At 45.3% G+C, this 19,792-nt stretch carries 18 protein-coding genes; 4 read left to right on the forward strand and 14 right to left on the reverse strand.

What is annotated here, in order from left to right; translation table 11 throughout:
* Positions 1 to 59: 59 nt before the first annotated feature.
* The gene (locus AB204_RS09310) at positions 60 to 488 is read right to left on the reverse strand and encodes an EamA family transporter (protein ID WP_047963107.1); all 429 of its coding nucleotides are present in this window, start codon (positions 486 to 488) and stop codon (positions 60 to 62) included.
* 293 nt (positions 489 to 781) lie between these two features.
* Between AB204_RS09310 and pulA the strand changes: the two genes are divergently transcribed.
* A complete protein-coding gene (pulA, locus tag AB204_RS09315; RefSeq protein WP_047963122.1) occupies positions 782 to 3,604 on the forward strand; it encodes a pullulanase-type alpha-1,6-glucosidase in 2,823 nt (940 codons plus the stop codon).
* A gap of 28 nt (positions 3,605 to 3,632) precedes the next feature.
* Here the strand turns inward: pulA and kdpD are convergent, their stop codons facing one another.
* From kdpD to kdpF, 5 genes are read right to left on the reverse strand one after another with little or no spacing between them, the layout of a single operon-like run.
* Positions 3,633 to 6,359 (reverse strand): two-component system sensor histidine kinase KdpD, encoded by a 2,727-nt coding sequence (gene kdpD / locus AB204_RS09320; protein ID WP_047963108.1) that lies wholly within the window; start codon positions 6,357 to 6,359, stop codon positions 3,633 to 3,635.
* A 3-nt stretch (positions 6,360 to 6,362) separates the two neighbouring features.
* Positions 6,363 to 6,989 carry a potassium-transporting ATPase subunit KdpC gene (kdpC, locus tag AB204_RS09325; RefSeq protein ID WP_047963109.1) on the reverse strand — a complete coding sequence of 209 codons (627 nt, stop codon included), beginning with the start codon at positions 6,987 to 6,989 and terminating at the stop codon, positions 6,363 to 6,365.
* Positions 6,990 to 6,999: 10 nt separating this feature from the next.
* Complete coding sequence (kdpB, locus tag AB204_RS09330) at positions 7,000 to 9,120, reverse strand: potassium-transporting ATPase subunit KdpB (RefSeq protein WP_047963110.1); 2,121 nt, start codon at positions 9,118 to 9,120, stop codon at positions 7,000 to 7,002.
* A 15-nt stretch (positions 9,121 to 9,135) separates the two neighbouring features.
* Complete coding sequence (gene kdpA / locus AB204_RS09335) at positions 9,136 to 10,833, reverse strand: potassium-transporting ATPase subunit KdpA (RefSeq protein WP_047963111.1); 1,698 nt, start codon at positions 10,831 to 10,833, stop codon at positions 9,136 to 9,138.
* Positions 10,834 to 10,923, reverse strand: coding sequence for a K(+)-transporting ATPase subunit F (gene kdpF, locus AB204_RS23935; protein ID WP_047963112.1), 90 nt, complete (start codon positions 10,921 to 10,923; stop codon positions 10,834 to 10,836).
* Positions 10,924 to 11,274: 351 nt separating this feature from the next.
* On the opposite strand from kdpF, the gene AB204_RS09345 reads away from it, so the two are divergent.
* A complete protein-coding gene (locus AB204_RS09345; RefSeq protein WP_047963113.1) occupies positions 11,275 to 11,484 on the forward strand; it encodes a YbfA family protein in 210 nt (69 codons plus the stop codon).
* Positions 11,485 to 11,783: 299 nt separating this feature from the next.
* Positions 11,784 to 12,527 carry a type 2 GTP cyclohydrolase I gene (locus AB204_RS09350; RefSeq protein ID WP_047963114.1) on the forward strand — a complete coding sequence of 248 codons (744 nt, stop codon included), beginning with the start codon at positions 11,784 to 11,786 and terminating at the stop codon, positions 12,525 to 12,527.
* Between the two features lie 67 nt (positions 12,528 to 12,594).
* Here AB204_RS09350 and AB204_RS09355 read toward each other — a convergent pair whose 3' ends face one another.
* Entirely contained in the window at positions 12,595 to 13,716 is a 1,122-nt protein-coding gene (locus tag AB204_RS09355; RefSeq protein WP_047963115.1) for a multidrug effflux MFS transporter, read from the reverse strand.
* Positions 13,717 to 13,889: 173 nt separating this feature from the next.
* Here AB204_RS09355 and AB204_RS09360 point away from each other — a divergent pair, with 173 nt between their 5' ends.
* Entirely contained in the window at positions 13,890 to 14,687 is a 798-nt protein-coding gene (locus AB204_RS09360; RefSeq protein ID WP_047963116.1) for an AraC family transcriptional regulator, read from the forward strand.
* 176 nt (positions 14,688 to 14,863) lie between these two features.
* Here the strand turns inward: AB204_RS09360 and AB204_RS09365 are convergent, their stop codons facing one another.
* The 7 genes from AB204_RS09365 to AB204_RS23950 all read right to left on the reverse strand — a co-directional run bounded on the left by AB204_RS09365 (position 14,864) and on the right by AB204_RS23950 (position 19,639).
* Entirely contained in the window at positions 14,864 to 16,009 is a 1,146-nt protein-coding gene (locus AB204_RS09365) for an acyl-CoA dehydrogenase family protein (protein WP_047963117.1), read from the reverse strand.
* Positions 15,993 to 17,594 carry an amino acid adenylation domain-containing protein gene (locus AB204_RS09370; protein ID WP_053067874.1) on the reverse strand — a complete coding sequence of 534 codons (1,602 nt, stop codon included), beginning with the start codon at positions 17,592 to 17,594 and terminating at the stop codon, positions 15,993 to 15,995. The genes AB204_RS09365 and AB204_RS09370 overlap by 17 nt, the downstream gene beginning before the upstream one ends.
* Positions 17,591 to 17,839: an acyl carrier protein gene (locus AB204_RS09375; RefSeq protein ID WP_047963118.1), complete on the reverse strand. Its 249-nt coding sequence runs from the start codon at positions 17,837 to 17,839 to the stop codon at positions 17,591 to 17,593. Before AB204_RS09375 ends, AB204_RS09370 begins: the two co-directional genes overlap by 4 nt.
* A 34-nt stretch (positions 17,840 to 17,873) precedes the next feature.
* Entirely contained in the window at positions 17,874 to 18,998 is a 1,125-nt protein-coding gene (locus tag AB204_RS09380; RefSeq protein WP_047963119.1) for a 3-oxoacyl-ACP synthase III family protein, read from the reverse strand.
* A 102-nt stretch (positions 18,999 to 19,100) separates the two neighbouring features.
* The gene (locus AB204_RS23940; RefSeq protein WP_411354711.1) at positions 19,101 to 19,355 is read right to left on the reverse strand and encodes a S66 peptidase family protein; all 255 of its coding nucleotides are present in this window, start codon (positions 19,353 to 19,355) and stop codon (positions 19,101 to 19,103) included.
* Complete coding sequence (locus AB204_RS23945; RefSeq protein WP_200898222.1) at positions 19,312 to 19,452, reverse strand: LD-carboxypeptidase; 141 nt, start codon at positions 19,450 to 19,452, stop codon at positions 19,312 to 19,314. The genes AB204_RS23940 and AB204_RS23945 overlap by 44 nt, the downstream gene beginning before the upstream one ends.
* The gene (locus tag AB204_RS23950; RefSeq protein WP_047963120.1) at positions 19,427 to 19,639 is read right to left on the reverse strand and encodes an LD-carboxypeptidase; all 213 of its coding nucleotides are present in this window, start codon (positions 19,637 to 19,639) and stop codon (positions 19,427 to 19,429) included. The genes AB204_RS23945 and AB204_RS23950 overlap by 26 nt, the downstream gene beginning before the upstream one ends.
* Positions 19,640 to 19,792 lie beyond the last annotated feature (153 nt).

The raw sequence follows: 19,792 nt of genomic DNA on the forward strand, positions 1-19,792 counted from the left end.
GTGGCGTTTGCTGCGGCTTTTTCATTTTTATGGGTGTTATTGATGGCGGCTATGGCGCTTTATCCCAAAGCAACCATCAAAGCACCTATGGTAATCAAGGCAACGCCTGCGGCAGCGACCAGAGAAACCTTTTCACCGAATAGGATCACCGCTAAAATTACGGCAAATACCACACTTAGCTTATCGATCGGCGTTACTTGGGAAACGTTGCCATGCTTGATCGCCAGAAAATAGAATAACCAAGAGAGAGCACCAGCAACTCCACTTAATAGAATAAACAGCAACGCCTTACGATTGGTAAGAATTTCACTAATAAGATTTAACTTTCCTTGTACTACGACAACACCAACGAGAAACAATGCCATGATAACGGCGCGTACGGCAGTTGCTGTGTTGGCATCCAGATTTTGTAATCCGATTTTACCAAAAATAGCCACCAGTGCTGCTGTCAGCGCTGAGAGTAAGGCATAAATCAGCCATGTACTCATATTCAATTAGTCCTATGTGGGTAAACAGCAAATAAATAGTTCATCCTTTATTCTCCTCCCATCTTTATTGATAAAAGGATGAGGCGAGAATGTCTAATACAATATTTAATCATTATTTTCGTCTTTATTAAAAATAAAATGATCGATGTTATCTTCCCATATAAAAATATTTAACTATGAAATTGAATTGTTGGAGAAAGATTTATCTTATTTTATTCAGCGGGTTATTTATTTTATTGCTCACAAATTGCACTAAAAATAAAAATTATTTATTCAAAATTCAGGAGGAGCCTGTGACACATAGTTTGAATCAGATATCAAATGAACAAATTTATCTGCATCGTGCAGAAGCCTCTGGTTCTGAATCCAAAATTTCTCAGGCTTCTGCGCATTGGGTTGATAGGCACACGCTATTATGGTCAGGTGGGGATGGGAAAGCCATTGTTCGCCTATATTACAACCAACGTAATAAGGTCGAGATTAATGACCAGAGCTATTTTACTGATAACTATCTGACACTCACACCAACAATTTTAAGTCAGGAAACTGCAAAAAAGTTTCCCCATCTGTCAACGTGGGCGGCTTTTCGTTTGCCTGAGAATACGATTATTGATCAATTGCTTACTGGCGATTTGGTGGCCGTGGCTGCCGATGAGCAAGGTCTGTTGATATCGGCAACTCAAGTGCAAACTGCTGGTGTGCTGGATGACCGTTTCGCCGATGTTGCTGATAAACTGGAATATGGTGCGAGGATAAACGATGAGGGTGTGATTTTCCGGTTGTGGGCACCGACCGCACAAGAGGTTGGTTTGGTTATCTATGATAAAAATAAACAAATTATTGCCAAACATGCCATGCGACGCGACGCAGAGAGTGGTTCTTGGTCATGGCAGGGAAATAAGTGTTTAATCGGGGCTTATTACCGCTATGCTTTGAAGGTATTTCATCCATATTCCCGCAATATTGAACGTTATGAAGTGACCGATCCCTATTCTCACAGTTTATCCACCAATTCGGAATATAGTCAGGTCGTCAATCTGAATGACGAATCCCTGAAACCACAAAACTGGGATGACCTGTTGGCCCCACATCCGCAAAATACACCAACAGATATTGCGCGCATGGCTATCCATGAAGCCCATATCCGCGATCTTTCTGTTTCAGATAGCACGATACCGGAAGGTTGGCGTGGTAAGTATTTGGCACTGACTGACAATAACAGTGATATGTTCAAACACCTTAAGGCCTTAAGTCGGGCAGGAATGACGCATATAGAGCTGTTGCCTGTGTTTGATATCTCTTCTGTGAATGAATTTAGCCATCAGGTCGCTGATCTTGATCAGCCTTTTAGCCGCCTGTGCCAAATCAACTCAGAGGTGAAAAATAGCCGTTTTGCTGCTTATTGCCATGATTCACGAACCAGCTCATTGACTGTGCGGGAGGTTTTGCAGCAATTGCAACGTAATGACAATATTAATAATCCACAAGTACAGGAATTAAATACTCTGGTGGCAAAAACGGATTCTTATAACTGGGGTTATGATCCGTTTCATTACACAGTACCTGAAGGCTCTTATGCGACTAACCCTGAAGGCTCAGATCGTATAAAAGAATTTCGTACTATGGTACAGGCCATCAAACAGCAATTGGGCATGAATGTAATCATGGATGTTGTTTACAACCATACGGATGGCGCTGGCCCGACAGCCCGAACGTCGGTATTGGATAAGATTGTGCCCTGGTATTACCACCGTTTGGATGAAATAACCGGCCACATTGAAAATAATACGTGTTGTTACGATACGGCACCGGAACGCCGTATGTTTGCCAAGCTTATTGAAGATTCGCTAGTGACTTGGGTTAAAGAATATAAGATAGATGCGTTTCGATTCGATTTAATGGGTTATCACCCAAAAACGCAAATTTTATCGGCATTGGCAAAAGTCCGCGCTATTAATCCGTCGATCTACTTTTTCGGTGAGGGATGGAATTCCGGGCAGGATGACCGGTTTGAAATCGCTTCACAGATTAATCTGAAAGGAACTGGCATTGGTACTTTTTCTGACAGACTAAGAGACGCTGTGCGTGGCGGCGGACCGTTTGATTTTGCCGATAGTATCCGCATTAATCAGGGAGTCGGTAATGGTGTTGGAACGTTACCCAATGAAATTGCGCGATTAGACGCAAATGAAATTCGCCATTTATGGGATTTGGTGCGTCTTGGCATGGCTGGCAATTTGGCTGATTTTGTCATGATTGATAAAGAGGGTGCAGTGAAAACCGGTCGGGAAATTGATTATAAAGGTGTCGCTGCGGGTTATGCCTCAGATCCTGTTGAAGTGCTGAATTATGTTTCTAAGCACGATAATCAAACGTTGTGGGATATCATTAGTTATAAAGCTGCACCGCAGGCAGATCTCATGACAAGGGTTCGTATGCAGGCAGTTTCTCTTGCCACAATATTTCTTGGGCAAGGCTTGGCTTTTGATCAGCAAGGATCGGAGTTATTACGTTCAAAATCGTTTACCCGTGATTCTTATAATGCAGGTGATTGGTTTAATCGTGTGAGCTATGACTACAAGGATAATAATTATGATGTGGGAATGCCGGAACGCAGCAATGATGGTAACAATTATTCACTGATTAATCGCGTTAAAAATCGGGCAAAAAAACCAAGCCAACGTGAATTATTGCAGATGAACACTTTTTATCAGGAATTATTGCGATTACGTCAATTTTCACCTTTGATGACGCTGGGTGATGGTGCTGCCGTTAAGCAACGAGTCGATTTTGTAAATGTTGGCCCACGTCAGCAAATAGGATTATTGGTAATGACCATTGATGATGGCAACACGACATCTCATGATTGTGATTGGCGATTTGATGGTTTGGTGGTGGTGATTAATGCTGCTCCGTGGTCCATCACGGTTAAGGATCTGAACGTTGGCGGATTGAAATTAAATGATATTCAACGTGAATTGGGCAAGGATTCTCTGGCTGCGGGGATACAAATAACGGAAAAGGGTGAAGTAACCATGCCGGCCTGGTCAGCAGCAGTGCTGGTTTTACCTCAGGAAGGGAAGCGTGGTACAGGGCTGCCTGTCCGCCGGAAGTAGTGTGTCGCTATTTTGAGTTTTATGGGATTTAAGGATTTATGGGTTTCATGCCCTTAGGTGGATCTTCTAACGGTAGAATAAAGTGAAAACTGGCTCCACCTTTTTTATTGTTATTTGCCCATATCTTTCCTCCGTGAATATCAATAATAGATTGGCAGATGGCTAAACCCAATCCGACACCTGGTATGGCAGATTCTTTGCTGGCGCGTGAGAATTTATCAAAAATAAGTTGCTCCTGCCCGGGGGGAATTCCTGTCCCTGCATCCCAGACTTCGATATGCACCTGTCTTTGCACATTTTTTTGTTCAATGGTGGCGTTTATACCAAGAGGGGTATGTTCATGGGTATATTTTATGGCATTTTCCAGCAGGTTGGTAAAAACGCGTTCCAACAAAGCGGCATCACAATGCAGAAGTAAATTGGCAGGTAAAGAAAGTTCTACAGTATAACGATTAAGGGCATATTCCAGTGAACGTAAAGCACTGCCGACAATTTCTTCCAACGAATACCATTCGAGATTGAGCTGAATCCCGCCTGATTGGATGCGCGCCATATCCAGCAGATTATTAACCAGTCGTGAGGTGCTGAGAATTTGCTGGCGGATTTGGTTAACTTGTTGGGTGTGTACTGAATTTTCAGCAGATAAATCCAACATGAGGATTTCTGTTTGTCCAAATAACACAGTTAACGGAGTACGTAAATCGTGAGACAAGGCGGCTAACAATGAGTTGCGGAGTTGTTCCCGTTCGGTTTCCAATTTGGCAGATTCAGCGCTGCGGGTAAGGTGTAAGCGCTCCAGTGCATTGGCGATAATTCCCGCGAAGGTTTGTAATAACCGTTGTTGTTCCGGGACGAGTAGCTGGCGCAGGTTAGAGGATTCAATGGCAAGAATGGCAAATACCTGTGAAGGTGTGGCAATAGGCAATAATTGGTAAGGTACTCCCGGTAATGTATCAGTACCTGCCCCGGCAGGTTGTTTTTTATCGAAGCACCATTTGGCAACCGCTTCGTCAATTTGCATCTGACCACCGTCATTGGATTTTACCTGATATAAATTATGGCTGCTGTCTGGCAGTAACAGCCCGGTTTTTGCCTGAAAACTATTGGATAAAAAGTGATAACTGATACGGGCAATATCTTCTTCATTCATGGCCTTGCTCAGTTCACGGGTAATTTCGTATAGATGCCGTGTGCGCTGCTCTCGATAACGGGCAACTCTGGCCTGATAGCGTATACCCGCAGTCAGGTTTCCTACGACAGCACCGACAATCAGCATTACAGTAAACGTGAGCAGGTATTGCATGTCCGTAACCGCCAGTGACCAGTGCGGTTGGACAAAAAAAATGTCGAAACTAATGACGTTGACAAAAGCAGCAAAAACTGACGGCCAACGACCATAAAAAAGGGCGATGATGACAACACCGAGCAGGTAGAGTGTCACCAGATTGGCTTTATCAAGGGTGAATAAGAAAGTGCGGGAAAATAGAGTAATGAGGGCGCAGAGCACGATAGCCATCATGAAGCCCTGAATCGGGACCCGCCATTTTTCATTGAATGATCGGTTATCTTTTTGTTCTTTATCCCAGCGTTTTTTGTCTTCCAAAGCAACAATAATCAAATCAAGATCAGGGCCTAGTTTTCCCAGTCTTTCCGAAAAATCGGGACGCCATTTATAGCCAAAGAGTGTCGGGCCAAAGAGCGTCGGGTGTGAGTCGTAATAGCGGCCAATAAGGATTTTGCCCAGATTATGCTCTCTTGCGTAGCGCAGAATCGCTTTTTCTTCATAAGAATCGGAAAGTGTTGCAGTTTCAGCTCCCAAATCTTGTGCGAGTTTCAGGGCCTTCAAAATGGTACGCCGTTTGCTTTCTGGCAGCCGGTGTAATCTGGGGGTTTCAACGTAAACAGCATGCCAGACACAATCTAGTTTTGCTGCTAAACGGGCCGCTTTCCGAACCAATTTTTCATTGCCGGCGTTGTAGCCAATGCACAACAGCAAATTATCCCGAGTGTGCCACACAGGTTCTTTTCCCCGGGTATCACGAATAGCACGCATTTGATCATCAACGCGATCTGCGGTACGACGCAATGCCAATTCACGCAGAGCAATCAGGTTCTCTTTACGAAAGAAATGTTCAATGGCTCGTTCGGCCTGATCTGAAATATAAACTTTGCCGTCTTTGAGCCGTTGGCGCAGATCATCAGGGGGAAGATCAACCAGAACAACATCATCGGCCTGATCAAAGATATGATCGGGAATGGTTTCCCGAACACGAATACCAGTAATACCACCGACAATATCGTTCAGGCTTTCCAAATGTTGCACGTTGATGGTGGTCAGAACATCAATGCCAGCTTCCAGTAGTTCTTCAACGTCCTGCCAGCGTTTGGGATGCCGGCAACCTTGAGGGTTACTGAATGCCAGTTCATCCATCAGGATAATGGCTGGATGGCGGGCGATAGCGGCATCAATATCAAATGCGGCAACCCTACGTTCATGATGGTGGAAGTACTTTGGTGATAATCGGGGCAATCCTTTCAGCAGGGCGGCGGTTTCTTGTCGCTCATGGGTTTCAACAACGCCGATAATAATATCCAGACCTTGGGCCAGCAGGCGTTGGGCTTCTTGCAGCATGGCATAGGTTTTGCCGACACCGGCACAAGCCCCGAAAAATATTTTGAGTTTGCCGCGTGGCTTTTCATTTACCAATGCCAGTAAGTCATCTGGATCAGGACGTTGAAGTTCATGTTGAGCCATCTCTTATTTACCCCTTGTTTTCAGATCGCCTGTCTTCAGATCGACTGTTTTAAGGTCGCTTAGATTCAGGTTATCCAGTGCCAGATTCAGTTCCAGTACATTGACTACGGGTTCACCTATATATCCCAGCAGGGGATGTTTAATATTTTTCTGAATTAATTCATCAATCACCTGTAGCGGTAAATGGCGGGCTGTCGCCACACGTTTTGCCTGAAACTCGGCTGCCGCAGGAGAGATATGGGGATCAAGCCCACTGCCGGAAGCGGTCACTAAATCGACAGGAATTGAAAGGTTTTCGGGGTAATTAAATAGACGTGCTTTAATGGTGTTTTCGTGAATTTTACTGATCAACGCCGGATTAGTCACAGAGAGGTTGCTTCCTCCGGATGAGAGTGTGTTATACGGTTTTTCTGCCGTCATGGAAGGGCGTCCATGAAAATAGACGGGTTTCGTAAAGTTTTGACCGATTAATTCAGAACCAACCAATATGCCATTTTGCTTGATCAACGAACCTTGAGCCTGATGGGGAAATAGGACATCTGATATCCCTGTCACCAGAAGTGGGTAGGCAATTCCGGTAATTAGGGTAAGAAATGTCAGCAAAACAATCGAAGAGCGTAACCAAATCATTTTCATCCCCTTATTTAAAAACTAATGCAGTGAGTAACATGTCAATGATTTTGATACCGACAAAAGGTACAAGCAAACCGCCAAGGCCATAAATCCATAGGTTTCGGCGTAAGAGTGACAGTGCGTTCATTGGCCGGTAATTGACGCCTTTTAAGGCCAATGGAAGCAAAAATATAATGATTATTGCATTGAAAATGACAGCAGACAGCACCGCAGATTCTGGCGAGTGAAGGTGCATGATGTTCAGGGCATTAAGCTGTGGATAGGTGACTGCAAAGGCAGCAGGAATGATAGCGAAATATTTGGCGATATCATTGGCAATGCTGAACGTTGTCAGGGAGCCGCGAGTCATCAGCATCTGTTTGCCAATATGCACAACTTCAATCAGCTTGGTCGGGTTGGAATCCAAGTCCACCATATTGCCTGCCTCTTTTGCTGCTTGTGTTCCCGAATTCATCGCAACCGCAACATCCGCTTGTGCCAGCGCCGGTGCATCATTTGTACCATCACCTGTCATGGCGACCAGACGTCCTTCAGACTGATATTGGCGAATCAGGGCCAATTTTGCTTCGGGAGTGGCCTCTGCCAGAAAATCATCAACGCCTGCTTCGGCTGCAATGGCTGCGGCAGTCAGATGGTTATCCCCCGTAATCATCACGGTCTTGATCCCCATTTTGCGCATTTCACTGAAACGTTCTTTGATCCCACCTTTAACAATATCTTTTAAGGCAACTACGCCCAAGACTTGTTGATTCTCAGCAACAACCAGTGGTGTTTCTCCTTTGTGGGCAACTTGCTGTACCAACTGATCAATAACGTTAGGAAAATGGCTGTGGTTGGCTTCAATGTAGCGACGAATAGCATCGACTGCGCCTTTGCGTATCATGCGATCTCCAATGTTGACGCCGCTCATGCGTGTCATTGCAGAGAAAGGAACAAATGTGGCATTTAACGTCCGGAGATCGCGCTCACGCATATTGAAACGTTGCTTTGCCAGAATCACGATGCTACGTCCTTCCGGTGTCTCATCCGCAAGAGAAGAAAGTTGGGCGGCATCGGCCAATTGCTGTTCCGTTACGCCGGGCGCGGGTAAAAATTGAGATGCCTGACGATTACCTAATGTAATCGTGCCGGTTTTATCCAATAGCAGAACATCTACATCACCCGCCGCTTCAATGGCCCGCCCACTTGTGGCAATGACATTGGCTTCTAACATACGGCTCATTCCGGCAACACCAATGGCTGAAAGTAATCCGCCAATGGTGGTGGGGATCAGACAAACCAGTAGTGCTATTAATACGGTGAGGGTAATCGGAGTACCCGATTGATTAACGTGTACACTGAACAAAGAAAAAGGCAGAAGACTAATACAAACCAGTAGGAAAATAATGGTTAATGCAGTGAGTAAAATAGTGAGGGCAATTTCATTGGGCGTTTTGCGTCGTTTGGCTCCTTCAACCATTGAGATCATTCTGTCCAGAAAAGTCTCTCCCGGATTGACGGTACATTCAATGATTAACCAATCTGATAAAACCCGTGTGCCACCAGTAACAGAAGAGAAATCTCCTCCTGATTCGCGAATGACCGGAGCTGATTCTCCTGTAATGGCACTTTCATCAACAGAAGCGCCTCCTTCAAGGACTTCGCCATCACAGGGAATAATTTCTCCAGCCTCTACCAGCACTATGTCTCCTTTGCGCAAAGTGTCAGAAATGACTTTTTCCTTTGTGGCCTCACGGCTGGGTGATGCCAGTTTCGTCGCCCAACTGGTTCTTTTTACACCTTTTAAGCTGGATGCCTGAGCTTTGCTACGCCCTTCAGCCAGTGCTTCTGCAAAGTTAGCAAATAGCACGGTAAACCATAACCAGAGTGCAATCGCACCAGTAAATATTAAGTTATTGATGAATAATAAATTATTGGTGAATAACAAGTTACTGGTGAATGTCACGCTTCCTGTTAATTGCCCTATTAATAGGCTGAACCATAAGGCTGTGGTCAGGCAACTTCCCAGATAGACAACGAACATGACGGGGTTATGCCATTGATGGTCTGGATGGCATTTTTTAAATGAATCAATGAAGGCATGGCGAATTAAAGTGGGTTCAAATAAGACTTGTTGTTTGTTTTTCATGAGTTACCTCACACTTTACTGCCAAAGTTGTAAATGTTCTGCGATAGGGCCAAGAGCCAGAGCAGGAATAAACGTGAGTGCGCCAATCAGCAGAATGACCAGAATTAATAATCCGATGAAGAGAGAACCGTGGGTTGGTAGAGTGCCGCTGCTGATAGGTTGGCGTTTTTTGCGGATCATGGAGCCTGCGATAGCCAGAACAGGCAGAATGACACCAAAGCGTCCCAGAAACATGACTGTTCCCAATAGCAGGTTATAAAAGATGTTGTTGGCATGCAGGCCAGCAAAGGCACTACCATTGTTATTGGCTGCGGATGAGAGAGCGTAAAGTATTTCAGTAAAGCCGTGAGCGCCGGGGTTTGCAATCCCGCTGCGTCCCGCGTCGGTTGAAATTGCCAGAGTCGTTCCCAACAAAACAAGGGAAGGGGTGACTAAAATCGCTAATGCGACCATTTTCATATCGTAAACATCGATTTTTTTGCCTAAATATTCTGGTGCGCGGCCAATCATCAAACCCGCGATAAATACCGCGAGCAGAACGAACAGTAACATGCCATAAAGGCCGGAGCCTACGCCGCCGAATATCACTTCGCCGATTTGCATCAACCAAAGTGGAACCATTCCGCCCAGCGCAGTGAAGGAATCAAGCATTGAATTTACGGCACCACAGGAAGCCGCTGTGGTAACAACGCTATAAATAGCAGAAGCCAAAATACCAAAACGGGTTTCTTTGCCTTCCATATTAAAGTGGCTACTGATGTTGGGCTGTATAAGGTGGGGATTTCCCGCAACTTCGGCATACATTACAACGCTCACGGCCACAATGAAGACAATGCTCATTGTCCAGAGTAAGGCGTATCCTTGGCGGTTATCTCCAACGACCAGGCCAAATGCGAAACACAGGGCACAGGGGATCAAAAAAATAGCCAGAATTTGTACAAAATTACTCAACGCGGTTGGGTTTTCAAACGGATGGGCTGAGTTCGCGCCAAAAAAACCACCGCCATTCGTTCCCAAAAGTTTTATCGCTTCTTGAGATGCAACAGGTCCCATAGGGAGTAATTGTTGCTGGCCTTCAAGGGGGTGGATGAGCACATAGGAGGAAAAATTTTGGAGAACCCCCTGACTGACAAAGAATAAGGCAATGATAATAGCGAGTGGAAGCAAGAGGTATAAAGTGATGCGTGTTATATCGATCCATGCATTTCCTAATGTGTGAATACCTTGACGGGAAAATGCCCGTATTAAGGTGAAAGCCACTGAGATTCCTGTGGCTGCCGAGAGGAAGTTCTGCACAGTTAAGCCAGCCATTTGGCTCAGATAGCTGAGAGTATTTTCTCCGCTATAAGCCTGCCAATTGGTATTGGTGATAAAACTGATCGCTGTATTAAGTGCCAGATCCCATTTCAGGCCAGCAAGATGTTGTGGATTTAGTGGCAGATATTCCTGATTTATCAGTAGGACAAATAATAAAAGTAATCCGGCGATATTGAATGTGAGAATGGTAAGGGCGTATTGCCACCAGTTCATTTCTTTAATGTCGCTGCCGGGCTTTTGCAGGCCACAGCAGCGCCACAGGCCCATTTCTGTTTTCGTGAGCCAGCGGGGGAATGTTCCTTCGACTAGACTGGCAATGAGATTGCCGAGAGGTTTGCTCAATAAAAACAGAGTGAGCAAAAAACTGGCAATCAATAGAAAAGCGGATGCTGCCATTTAGAAATCCTCCGCATTTAACAACGCATAAATCAGGTAGCTCAATAATAGAATTACCAGAAAAATTCCAATAATGAGGAATGTATTCATGGCATATCTCCTTATCTATTTCTTTAATAATTAGCCAGTTACAGCATATAAATGACCATATAAAGAAGTTGTTAAAAGAGATCCTGAAAGTATAAAAAAAGTATAAATGACAAACGGGATAAGTTGATAAGACGTTATTAAAGCAAGTGTAGCAAACTCTGACTGGTTAATTTTTTGTTTTCAATTTGTTGGTTTTATTTCTGTTTAGGTATGAGTTCTGTAATTAAATTACGCCATCAGAGAAAAAAGTGATTTTCAGCACTAAAAAAGTGGTCTGATGAGTAGTAAGTTTTCATTTTATCAGGTAAAATTTTATACGTCTTACAGGTTCAGCCCATGAGGAGGGTTCCAATGTCTATTTATCGTACATACTCTTGGCATCAGGTTCTCTTGCGGCGTATTGGCGCTATATCACTGGGCGTCATTGCGCTTCCTGTCATGCTGTTTCGCCGAGATCGAGCCCGTTTTTATAGCTATTTGCATAAAGTATGGGTAAAAACCAGCGATAAGCCAGTATGGTTGGAATGTTTAGAAATGGCCGCAGGTAACCGAAATCGCTAAGATGGCATTATGACGGGGTTTAAGCACATTTTTCCGTCTCTCAGGTTTCCATTCTTGGTGTTCTTGCCTTTGAATATAAAGTATTAAATATGTATTTTGACACCTTGTCAGTTTATTCTGGCAAGGTGTTTTGTTTTTATACACTGTTTTGTTTTTATACACTATTAAAACGAGCATCTAATAGATTGCGAATTGCCGTTTGAAAGGTAAAAGTGACAGGCAATTTGGCGAGTGAATTGACTTAATTCATGGCAGGTATGTATTTTATAGTGAAAAGTCTGAATAAAAGGGGGAATGTGATGAACAATGTTGAATTGGAATATGTGCTCAATACAGAATTAAATATCCGTGAATTTCAAGACTATGCCCCCAATGGATTACAGGTGGAAGGACGCTCTCATGTTCAGCGGATAGTTACCGGCGTGACAGCCTGTCAGGCATTGTTGGACGAAGCTGTTCGTTTGGAAGCAGATGCTGTCATCGTTCATCATGGGTATTTTTGGAAGAATGAGTCTCCCGTTATCCGTGGCATGAAACGTCGCCGTTTGCAAACGTTGCTCTGCAATGACATCAACCTGTATGGCTATCATCTCCCGCTTGATGCTCATCCTGCATTGGGTAATAACGTTCAGTTGGCACGTCAGATGGGAGTGAAAATCATCGGCAATATCGATTCTTTACTTCCTCATGGCGCTTTTGACCAACCCATTACACCCGCAGAATTGACTGAACGTCTCGAGAAAGGGTTGGAGCGCGAGGTACTGCATTGTGGAGATAATGCGCCAGCAGAAATCCGCACACTGGCATGGTGCACTGGTGGCGGTCAGGGCTTTATTGAACAGGCCGCCGAGTTTGGTGTTGATGCTTTTGTAACAGGAGAAGTATCAGAAAAAACAATCCATGTTGCCCGTGAGATGGGGCTGCATTTCTTTGCTGCCGGACATCATGCAACAGAGCGCTATGGTATCAAAGCACTCGGTGAGTGGCTGGCAAACTATCATGGATTGGATGTAACCTTTATTGATATTCCGAACCCAGCTTGATGTTTTGCTACATTAGCATGGCCTCCAATCTTCTTTCAGGGAGTTGGAGGCTTTTTAGACTGATGCGTTATCGGGAAGAACGCGCTAAAAGAATTGTCGCTACCCCACAACAAATCAGTGTGCTTCCCAATGCTTGGCTCCAACCTGCCACGGCTAAACCAAGACCGAGCAGAAAGTAATAAAACAGCCCCAGTAAAGCACCCGCCGTACCCAACCGATCTGTGTAGTTGTTTAATGCCGAAGCCAGAATATTCGGGATAGCAAGCCCATAAGCGATAACTATTCCCAACATAGGCAAAATAAATAACCAGCTATTTTCGAGCAGATATACGCCAATTCCACTTAATAAAGTAATCCATGAGGCAAGGGTAATTAATTTGGCTGATCTCCACTGCTTTTTTAAGAGAAATTTGTTTAATAGCGAACCGAACCCGACACCGAAAGCCAGTAACAGACCAGTGTAACCAAATATTTCTTGTGATAATCCGAATTGTTCGAAGCGGAATGGCGCTAATTGGTAATAGCTGAACAGGCAAATATTGAAAAATGCGATCAGAAACGCATTTCTCCAAATCGCAATATTTTTGAGCATCATGATTGCAGTGCCGGATAAAGCGACTTTTGTCACTTTGGCGGGAAGCGTTTCTGGCAATTGAAGAAACGCCCAACAGGTTAAAATAGCGGCCAGAATAGCGAGTCCGGCAAATACCGCTTTATAACCAGCAAAATAGTTCAATGTTGAGCCGCTAACCATGCCAATAGCGGGGCTGGCTGCTAAGGCAATTCCCATGATGGAAAAAACACGGGCCAGTTCTTCACCACGGTAAGTATCCCGCATGATGGTTTGTGTACCGACAGAACCAACCGCTGCCCCGAAAGCGGACAACATTCTGGCAACAAGTAATAGCCAGAATTGTTGAGTCAACAATGCTAACAAGGACGCGAATCCATAAAGTGATAAGCCAGCAATAATAGTCGGGCGTCTGCCAATCACATCACACATACGTCCCCATACCACGACGCCGAGCGCAAAAGCAAAAAAATAGAGTGATAGAGTCTGGGCTGCCTGTTCTGAACTGACAGAAAATCCATTGGCAATATTGGTTAATGCAGGGCTATAGATAGTTTCGATGATCTGCGGAAACATCATCAATGCGATAGCGAGCCAAAGCGACGGTTTGGTGTGCATGATTTTTTCTTCTACTATTTTTCTTCTATTAACGAATAGAGTACCCGTTATCTTGAAATCCATCGGGTATAAGTGAGCGATGGCTTGCAAGGTTACCATTCCGATTGATGTCCATTTATGATAATAAAGACAATTTATTTATATAATCGGACATTGGATTGGTAGGCGTTAATATGGCGTGGCTGCGACAAAGTGATTATTTTGATCCGGATAGTTTGAATGAAAATTTGAATGTGCCAGTGATAGGGATTGCGGCAGAGATGGGACAACACGATTCTGGCTTCCATCAGCATGATATGGGGCAGTTATTGTTTACCCGGCAAGGTTGTATCAAGATCACACTGGCACATCAGATCTCTATTTTACCGCCAACCAGAGTGGCCTGGATCCCGCCTAAGACACAGCATCGGGCAGAAATGCGTGGTTCGGTAGGGTATCGTTCTATTTATCTCAATACTTCTGAGACAGAATTAATTTCAACACACTTAATTCCAACACACAGTGAAGTATTGGAAGCCACACCATTATTACAGGCGATCTTGGAACGGATCGCGATATCTTCTTTTGATTCAGCTTGGTATCAAGGTAAGGGGGCGAATTTATTGATGGTATTTTTTGATGAAATTCGTGAAGCTCGCAGGGAACCCACTTTGTTGCCTCTGCCTTTTGATCGGCGTTTAGCGCGTTTATCACTTGAACAATTGCCGCCGCCATTACACACCCTTACGACTTATATTGGTGCCAGTGAGAAAACGATTACCCGGATTTTTCATCGTGAAACCGGAATGAATTACCAACAATGGCGGCAACAGTGGCGGTTGGTAAAGGCGATAGAGTTACTGGCGCAGGACAAACCCTTGTCTTATGTTGCACAGGAGCTCGGTTTTGCCAATGATAGTGCATTTGTGACGTTTTTCCGTAAAACGATGGGAAGACCGCCAAGGGAGTATATGGCGGGTTCAGGGAGATGAACAATTTTTGCTGTGTGCTCGGCTTTTTGCGGGAAGTGATATATGGATTAATTGCCTATATGTTCCAACTGAAAAAGCCGAGCTTGAATTTATGTGATTCTGATCTTGCTATTTTCAAACAAAAAAGCTGAATTTATTACTCTCTTAGCTTACTTACTATCCCGTGCCGTACCAATTCATAATCCGAGTTCACTGGCGATGATATTGCGTTGAATATCGGATGTGCCCGAATAAATGACTGATGCGATGGAGTTGCGCAGTTCTCTCTCCGTAGGGCTATCGGCTAGATAGCCTTGTGCTCCGTAAATCCGCAGTGCATCCAGCGAGAACTTCGTGTATGTCTCAGAAACGAACAGTTTCGCACAGGCTGCTTCCATCATGGCGTCTTTGCCTGCGTCCTTTAGTCGCCCTACTCGATAGACGAGTTCACGGGCGGCATCCAGATTGACTTTCATGTCAGCGATACGATGAGATATAGCCTGATTCTTCCCAATAGGTTGACCGAACTGGCGGCGTTTACGTGCGTGAGTGATACATGCCTCAAGGCTGCGGCTCATCGCTCCTAAAGTGGTGGCAAGAATGCATCCACGTTCGTGTTCCATGGCGCTTTCGAAAACTTTAACGCCTCGTCCTTCTCTGCCCAGTATCGCATCGGCCGGAACACGGCAGTCTTTGAGCGTTATCCGTCCCATCTGTGCTGTGCGCATTCCCATCTTTTCCAGAGGTGAACTTAACTCTATACCCGGGTTCGTTGTTTCAACAAGGAAAGCCGTTATACCAAGTGGGCCAAGAGTGGGATCGACTGTGGCGTAAATAACACAAAGATCAGCAATTGGGGCGTTCGTGATATAAGTTTTCGAGCCGTTGAGGATATAGCTGTCGCCGTCTCGCACTGCGTGGGTACGCATAGAGAACACGTCCGATCCTGCTTCTTCTTCTGTCGAGCCATTAGCACCGATCAACGAGCCGTCCATCAGGCCGGGTAGAAAACGTAAACGTTGTTCTGGTGTGCCGTGGATGGCCAGCGGCATGGCAACGGTCCACAGGTGGGCGTTGAGTGAAAACAGCAGTCCCAGATCCTCGCAACCATACCCCAGTCCTTCCATGACCGTGAGGAGATCGGATAATGGTGCTCCGGCTCCACCTCGGTCTTTGGGTATGGCCATGCTGATCAGTCCGAATTCTGCGCATTTTTGCCAGCCGTCCCGATGGAAAGTACCGGCTCGGTCGGAGGCTGCTATATCCATGCTTAGCTGGTCGCGGGCAAAACGCACGGCATTATCACGCAATGATATCCGGTGTTCATCAATTCGGTTTGACATCGGAAAGGTGCTCCAGAAGTTGATAATTGATCTTACCTGTTGAAGTACGGGGAAGATTCGGTAGGTATCTGAAATGGTCAGGCACCATGTACTGTGCAAGTCGTTCGTAACAGAACCTACTTAGATCCATTGGGGAGATCAGTGAATCGTGTTGTACGAGAAATGCTGTGATGGTGGTATTCTCGTCTGTCTTAGAACTGACTACCGCACAGCCGGTAAGTTCAGGATGAGCCATCAGGCATGACTCGATCTCGTCCAGTTCTATCCGGTATCCATGACGTTTGATCATTCGATCAAGCCGCCCCATAAAAATGTAGCCTTCAGGCGAAGTGCGAACCATATCTCCGGTGTTGTACCAACGTTTGTTGTTGAGGTAGAAGACCTTCTGGGCTGTTTTTTCGGCATCATTCCAATAATTGGAAATGACGGAAGGTCCTGAGACGCACAACAGACCAGGTTTACCCTCTGGTACCGGTTGTAGATGCTCATCGACAACGATAGTCTCGCAGTGATCACAGGGATGACCTATCGACAATGGTTCGGTACGGTCTGGCGGTAGGAATTTAGGCACTTGATAGACAGTGCACACGTTGGTTTCTGTGGGGCCATACAGGTTGTAGTAAGCAGGTTCAGGCCACAATTGCAGCAACTTGCTCAATTTCGTGATAGGGAAAACTTCCCCCGCGAATAACACGAGGCGTAGTCGGTTATGAGCAGAGTTTCCTTTCTTGTGTTGCTCAGCCAGCATACCTAAGATTGCAGGGGCTGAGTACCAGATAGTAATCTCTCGCTTGGATATGAATGTGGCGAGATGCCGTGGACTCGCAGCAAGATCGGTGTCAATTAGGTGAACACATGCGCCGTTCTTCACAGAAACATAGATGTCAAAGATTGACAAGTCGAAGTGAAATGGCGCGTGGCTGGAGACTTGATCTTCTGCCGTCACATTAAAGAAGGCTGAGGCCCATTCGACGAAGCTAACTGCGTTGCGGTGGCTTATCGCGACCCCTTTCGGGATTCCGGAAGAACCGGAAGTGTACAGGATATATGCGAGCCTATCTGCATCCGGCAAGCTGCGCGGGTAGTCGTGTTTCTCACCATGCAGTATATCCAGCATTTGCCACTCATTACGCGTGTCACTCATTTTCTCATTACGTGGCTGTATCACAACCACGCGAGATTCAAGCTGGGGTGCGGCTTGTGTCAGAGATGACACTGATTCGGGATCGGTAAAGATGATTCGAACATCGCAATCGCCGAAGATGGTCGAAGCACGCGAACCTGAGCTGCCCACGTCAGCGGGCACGTATGCTGCGCCCAGACGAAGCACGCCAAAAATGGCCGCTAGAGTCAGGGAGCTCTTGTGCATGAAAAGTCCTACACGATCACCTACGACAACTCCCTTCTGATGGAGAAAAGCTGCAATTCTATCCGCTGCGGCCGAAAGTTCTTCGTAACTCATTGCCGAATCGTCAGAATCAACGACTGCATGAGCATCGGGATATCGTGCAGTGGTATCGTCTAAATATTTCGCTAAGTCTGCCAAAGGCTCGATCTGTTCTGGCAATACAATTTCGGTTGTCATTCTTTACCCTCTGACAACTTCTCATCCACATAACGCGCGATTTCGCGAATAGTAGTGAAGCGCGTCCTCGGATCACTGACACCGACAATGATGTCGAATTCATCTTCCACAAACGAAACCAGACGCATAGTCGCTAAGGATGAAAGGGCTCCTGACTCTCCCAGATTCAGGTCGTCAGAAACTTCTGAGTCATTTCCTTTCAAAATTTCGTTGATAACAAAAGCACGGATTTTCATCAAAGACATAGGATTTCCTCTAATGGTAATGGGTTATTAATGTTCACTGTGGGGTTGTTGGATTGACGACTGAAGCTTCTTTTGGAGGAAGAGCCAAGACGACGTGTGGCCAGCGGAATACGGCTGCGGAGGCCTCAGCTTGACCGCCGAATCCGTACAGCAACACTGTATCTCCTGGTTTAATGCGACCATCAGCCGCTGCAGTATAGGCGTTGAATGGCATTAATACTGGCCCAATATTGGCGACCTGCGGGAAAGTATTCACGACCCGGTCAGGTTCGATACCTAACGCATTAGCAGAGAACTCAGCATGCCAAGCCGTCGGCGTGTTTACTACGACAAAATCAATATCCTTCAATTCAAGCCCGGCTTTCTTCAGAGCGCCTTTAGCGGTACGTAGGAGATATGGCTCAGCTGTAGCACGTAGTACGTGGGAGATGGAAGGATCTACGCGTAAACGGATCTTCTGCCCAGCAGGTGCCGTTCCCGAAGTATCCTCGACCGCGTCCAGCAGCCAAGTCCCGCAGGTTTCGCCAGTGTGTAAAGACTCTGCACCCAATAAACCAAATCCGTCTTCAACTGGACCAACTAAGAAAGCCGCTGAAGCATCCCCGCACAGGCGCAGAGTGACATCGTCGGCTTCGATCGCACGTGATAATCTGGATGTTGTGACAACCAGAACCCGTTCTTTCAGACCTGCCTGCACCAAGGCGCACGCTGTCAACAACCCTGACATAGATCCGCCACAGGTTGCTTCTACGTTGAATGCGCCACCACCCGTTCCCAGTGCCTGTGCAAGATATCCTGCGTCACCCGATCCGATGCGATCAGGGAACATTGACACTGCAATTAGGCAATCTACCTCAGTTGGTGAAATACCTGCTGCATCCAATACACGGCGCCCCGCTTCAACTCCGAGTTCTACACTTCCCTCACTATTGGTCACAACCCGGCGCTCGATGCTACCAAAAAAGGGATCGTCCAAATAACGATCCATAGCCGCATCATAGTGATTAATTTTCCGGTGCTTTTGCGAACTTGTTGACGCCGATGCCATTTCTGATGGCTCGCTCTTTTGCGATGACGGAGTTTCTTCACCCCACCAATTGTTTGTGCGTACTCCATCAGGTAAATACACAGCTATCGCTTGAATTCCTGCCGATCGCATATAGTTTCCTCAAAGAATTAAAAATAAAGTTAACCAGAGGTCTGGTTAAGTTAATTTGCACACCAAAGTTCTGGTAGAAAAACAGATTCGGAGCCGATGACATTATCGACACCGAGAGGTATGGTGAACATCGGGTGTATGGCAACTATCAAAATCTGCCAAAATGGGCACTTCCCTATTATTTAGGACTTCTTTAAGAATATTCAGGGAATTTCTACCTGTTCGCCGAACATTAAATTGCCCGTGTTTTCCAGGAGTAATTGCTGAAGTTTTATTAAAGGTCCCACATAACAGAAGATGGGCAAAAGCGCGTTCAACTTGCTCTTCCCAACGTTGGGCCATAAAAAGTGACAACATCTGTTTTACTATATATTCCAAGAAATAAAGCGGTAATATCAGAATAACCAATAATGATTTCTGGGTCTTTTTTAATTTTTAATAACGTTATAATCAATATAAGGCAACATTGAATTGGAATTATAGTTACCTATTGTGGGAATAATACATCTGACTTTTTTGGCCAGAATCAAAGAATTAAATCCTGCCATTCTTTGCATAATGCTCTCTGAACGATAGAAAACACTTTTCGCTGTCAGTATTTCTGTTTTTGTTTTAAAACTTACTTTATAGATAATTAACACTTTTAGATACTTAACACTTTTAGATAATTAATACTTTTTGTAAAACGAGTGGGAGTAAAAGCTGTGGTGGGAGTTGAAGAAGAAAATCCAATAGTTTCACCGATAGAAAGTTTTTGAGGAGGAATCTGTGGAGGAATCATAATGGCTTTATAT

This window comes from Xenorhabdus khoisanae, from assembly GCF_001037465.1.
Taxonomy (GTDB): Bacteria; Pseudomonadota; Gammaproteobacteria; order Enterobacterales; family Enterobacteriaceae; genus Xenorhabdus; species Xenorhabdus khoisanae.

Bases quoted from the DNA above. Each gene is read 5' to 3' on its own strand.
- AB204_RS23940 (WP_411354711.1), bottom strand. From the start codon at position 19,355: ATGTTGTCACTTTTTATGGCCCAACGTTGGGAAGAGCAAGTTGAACGC.
- AB204_RS09375 (WP_047963118.1), bottom strand. From the start codon at position 17,839: ATGTCTTTGATGAAAATCCGTGCTTTTGTTATCAACGAAATTTTGAAA.
- AB204_RS09310 (WP_047963107.1), bottom strand. From the start codon at position 488: ATGAGTACATGGCTGATTTATGCCTTACTCTCAGCGCTGACAGCAGCA.
- AB204_RS09365 (WP_047963117.1), bottom strand. From the start codon at position 16,009: ATGTCAAACCGAATTGATGAACACCGGATATCATTGCGTGATAATGCC.
- AB204_RS09380 (WP_047963119.1), bottom strand. From the start codon at position 18,998: ATGCGATCGGCAGGAATTCAAGCGATAGCTGTGTATTTACCTGATGGA.
- kdpC (WP_047963109.1), bottom strand. From the start codon at position 6,989: ATGATTTGGTTACGCTCTTCGATTGTTTTGCTGACATTTCTTACCCTA.
- AB204_RS09350 (WP_047963114.1), top strand. From the start codon at position 11,784: ATGAACAATGTTGAATTGGAATATGTGCTCAATACAGAATTAAATATC.
- AB204_RS09345 (WP_047963113.1), top strand. From the start codon at position 11,275: ATGTCTATTTATCGTACATACTCTTGGCATCAGGTTCTCTTGCGGCGT.
- kdpA (WP_047963111.1), bottom strand. From the start codon at position 10,833: ATGGCAGCATCCGCTTTTCTATTGATTGCCAGTTTTTTGCTCACTCTG.
- AB204_RS09370 (WP_053067874.1), bottom strand. From the start codon at position 17,594: ATGACAACCGAAATTGTATTGCCAGAACAGATCGAGCCTTTGGCAGAC.
- kdpD (WP_047963108.1), bottom strand. From the start codon at position 6,359: ATGGCTCAACATGAACTTCAACGTCCTGATCCAGATGACTTACTGGCA.
- kdpF (WP_047963112.1), bottom strand. From the start codon at position 10,923: ATGAATACATTCCTCATTATTGGAATTTTTCTGGTAATTCTATTATTG.
- AB204_RS09360 (WP_047963116.1), top strand. From the start codon at position 13,890: ATGGCGTGGCTGCGACAAAGTGATTATTTTGATCCGGATAGTTTGAAT.
- kdpB (WP_047963110.1), bottom strand. From the start codon at position 9,120: ATGAAAAACAAACAACAAGTCTTATTTGAACCCACTTTAATTCGCCAT.
- AB204_RS09355 (WP_047963115.1), bottom strand. From the start codon at position 13,716: ATGCACACCAAACCGTCGCTTTGGCTCGCTATCGCATTGATGATGTTT.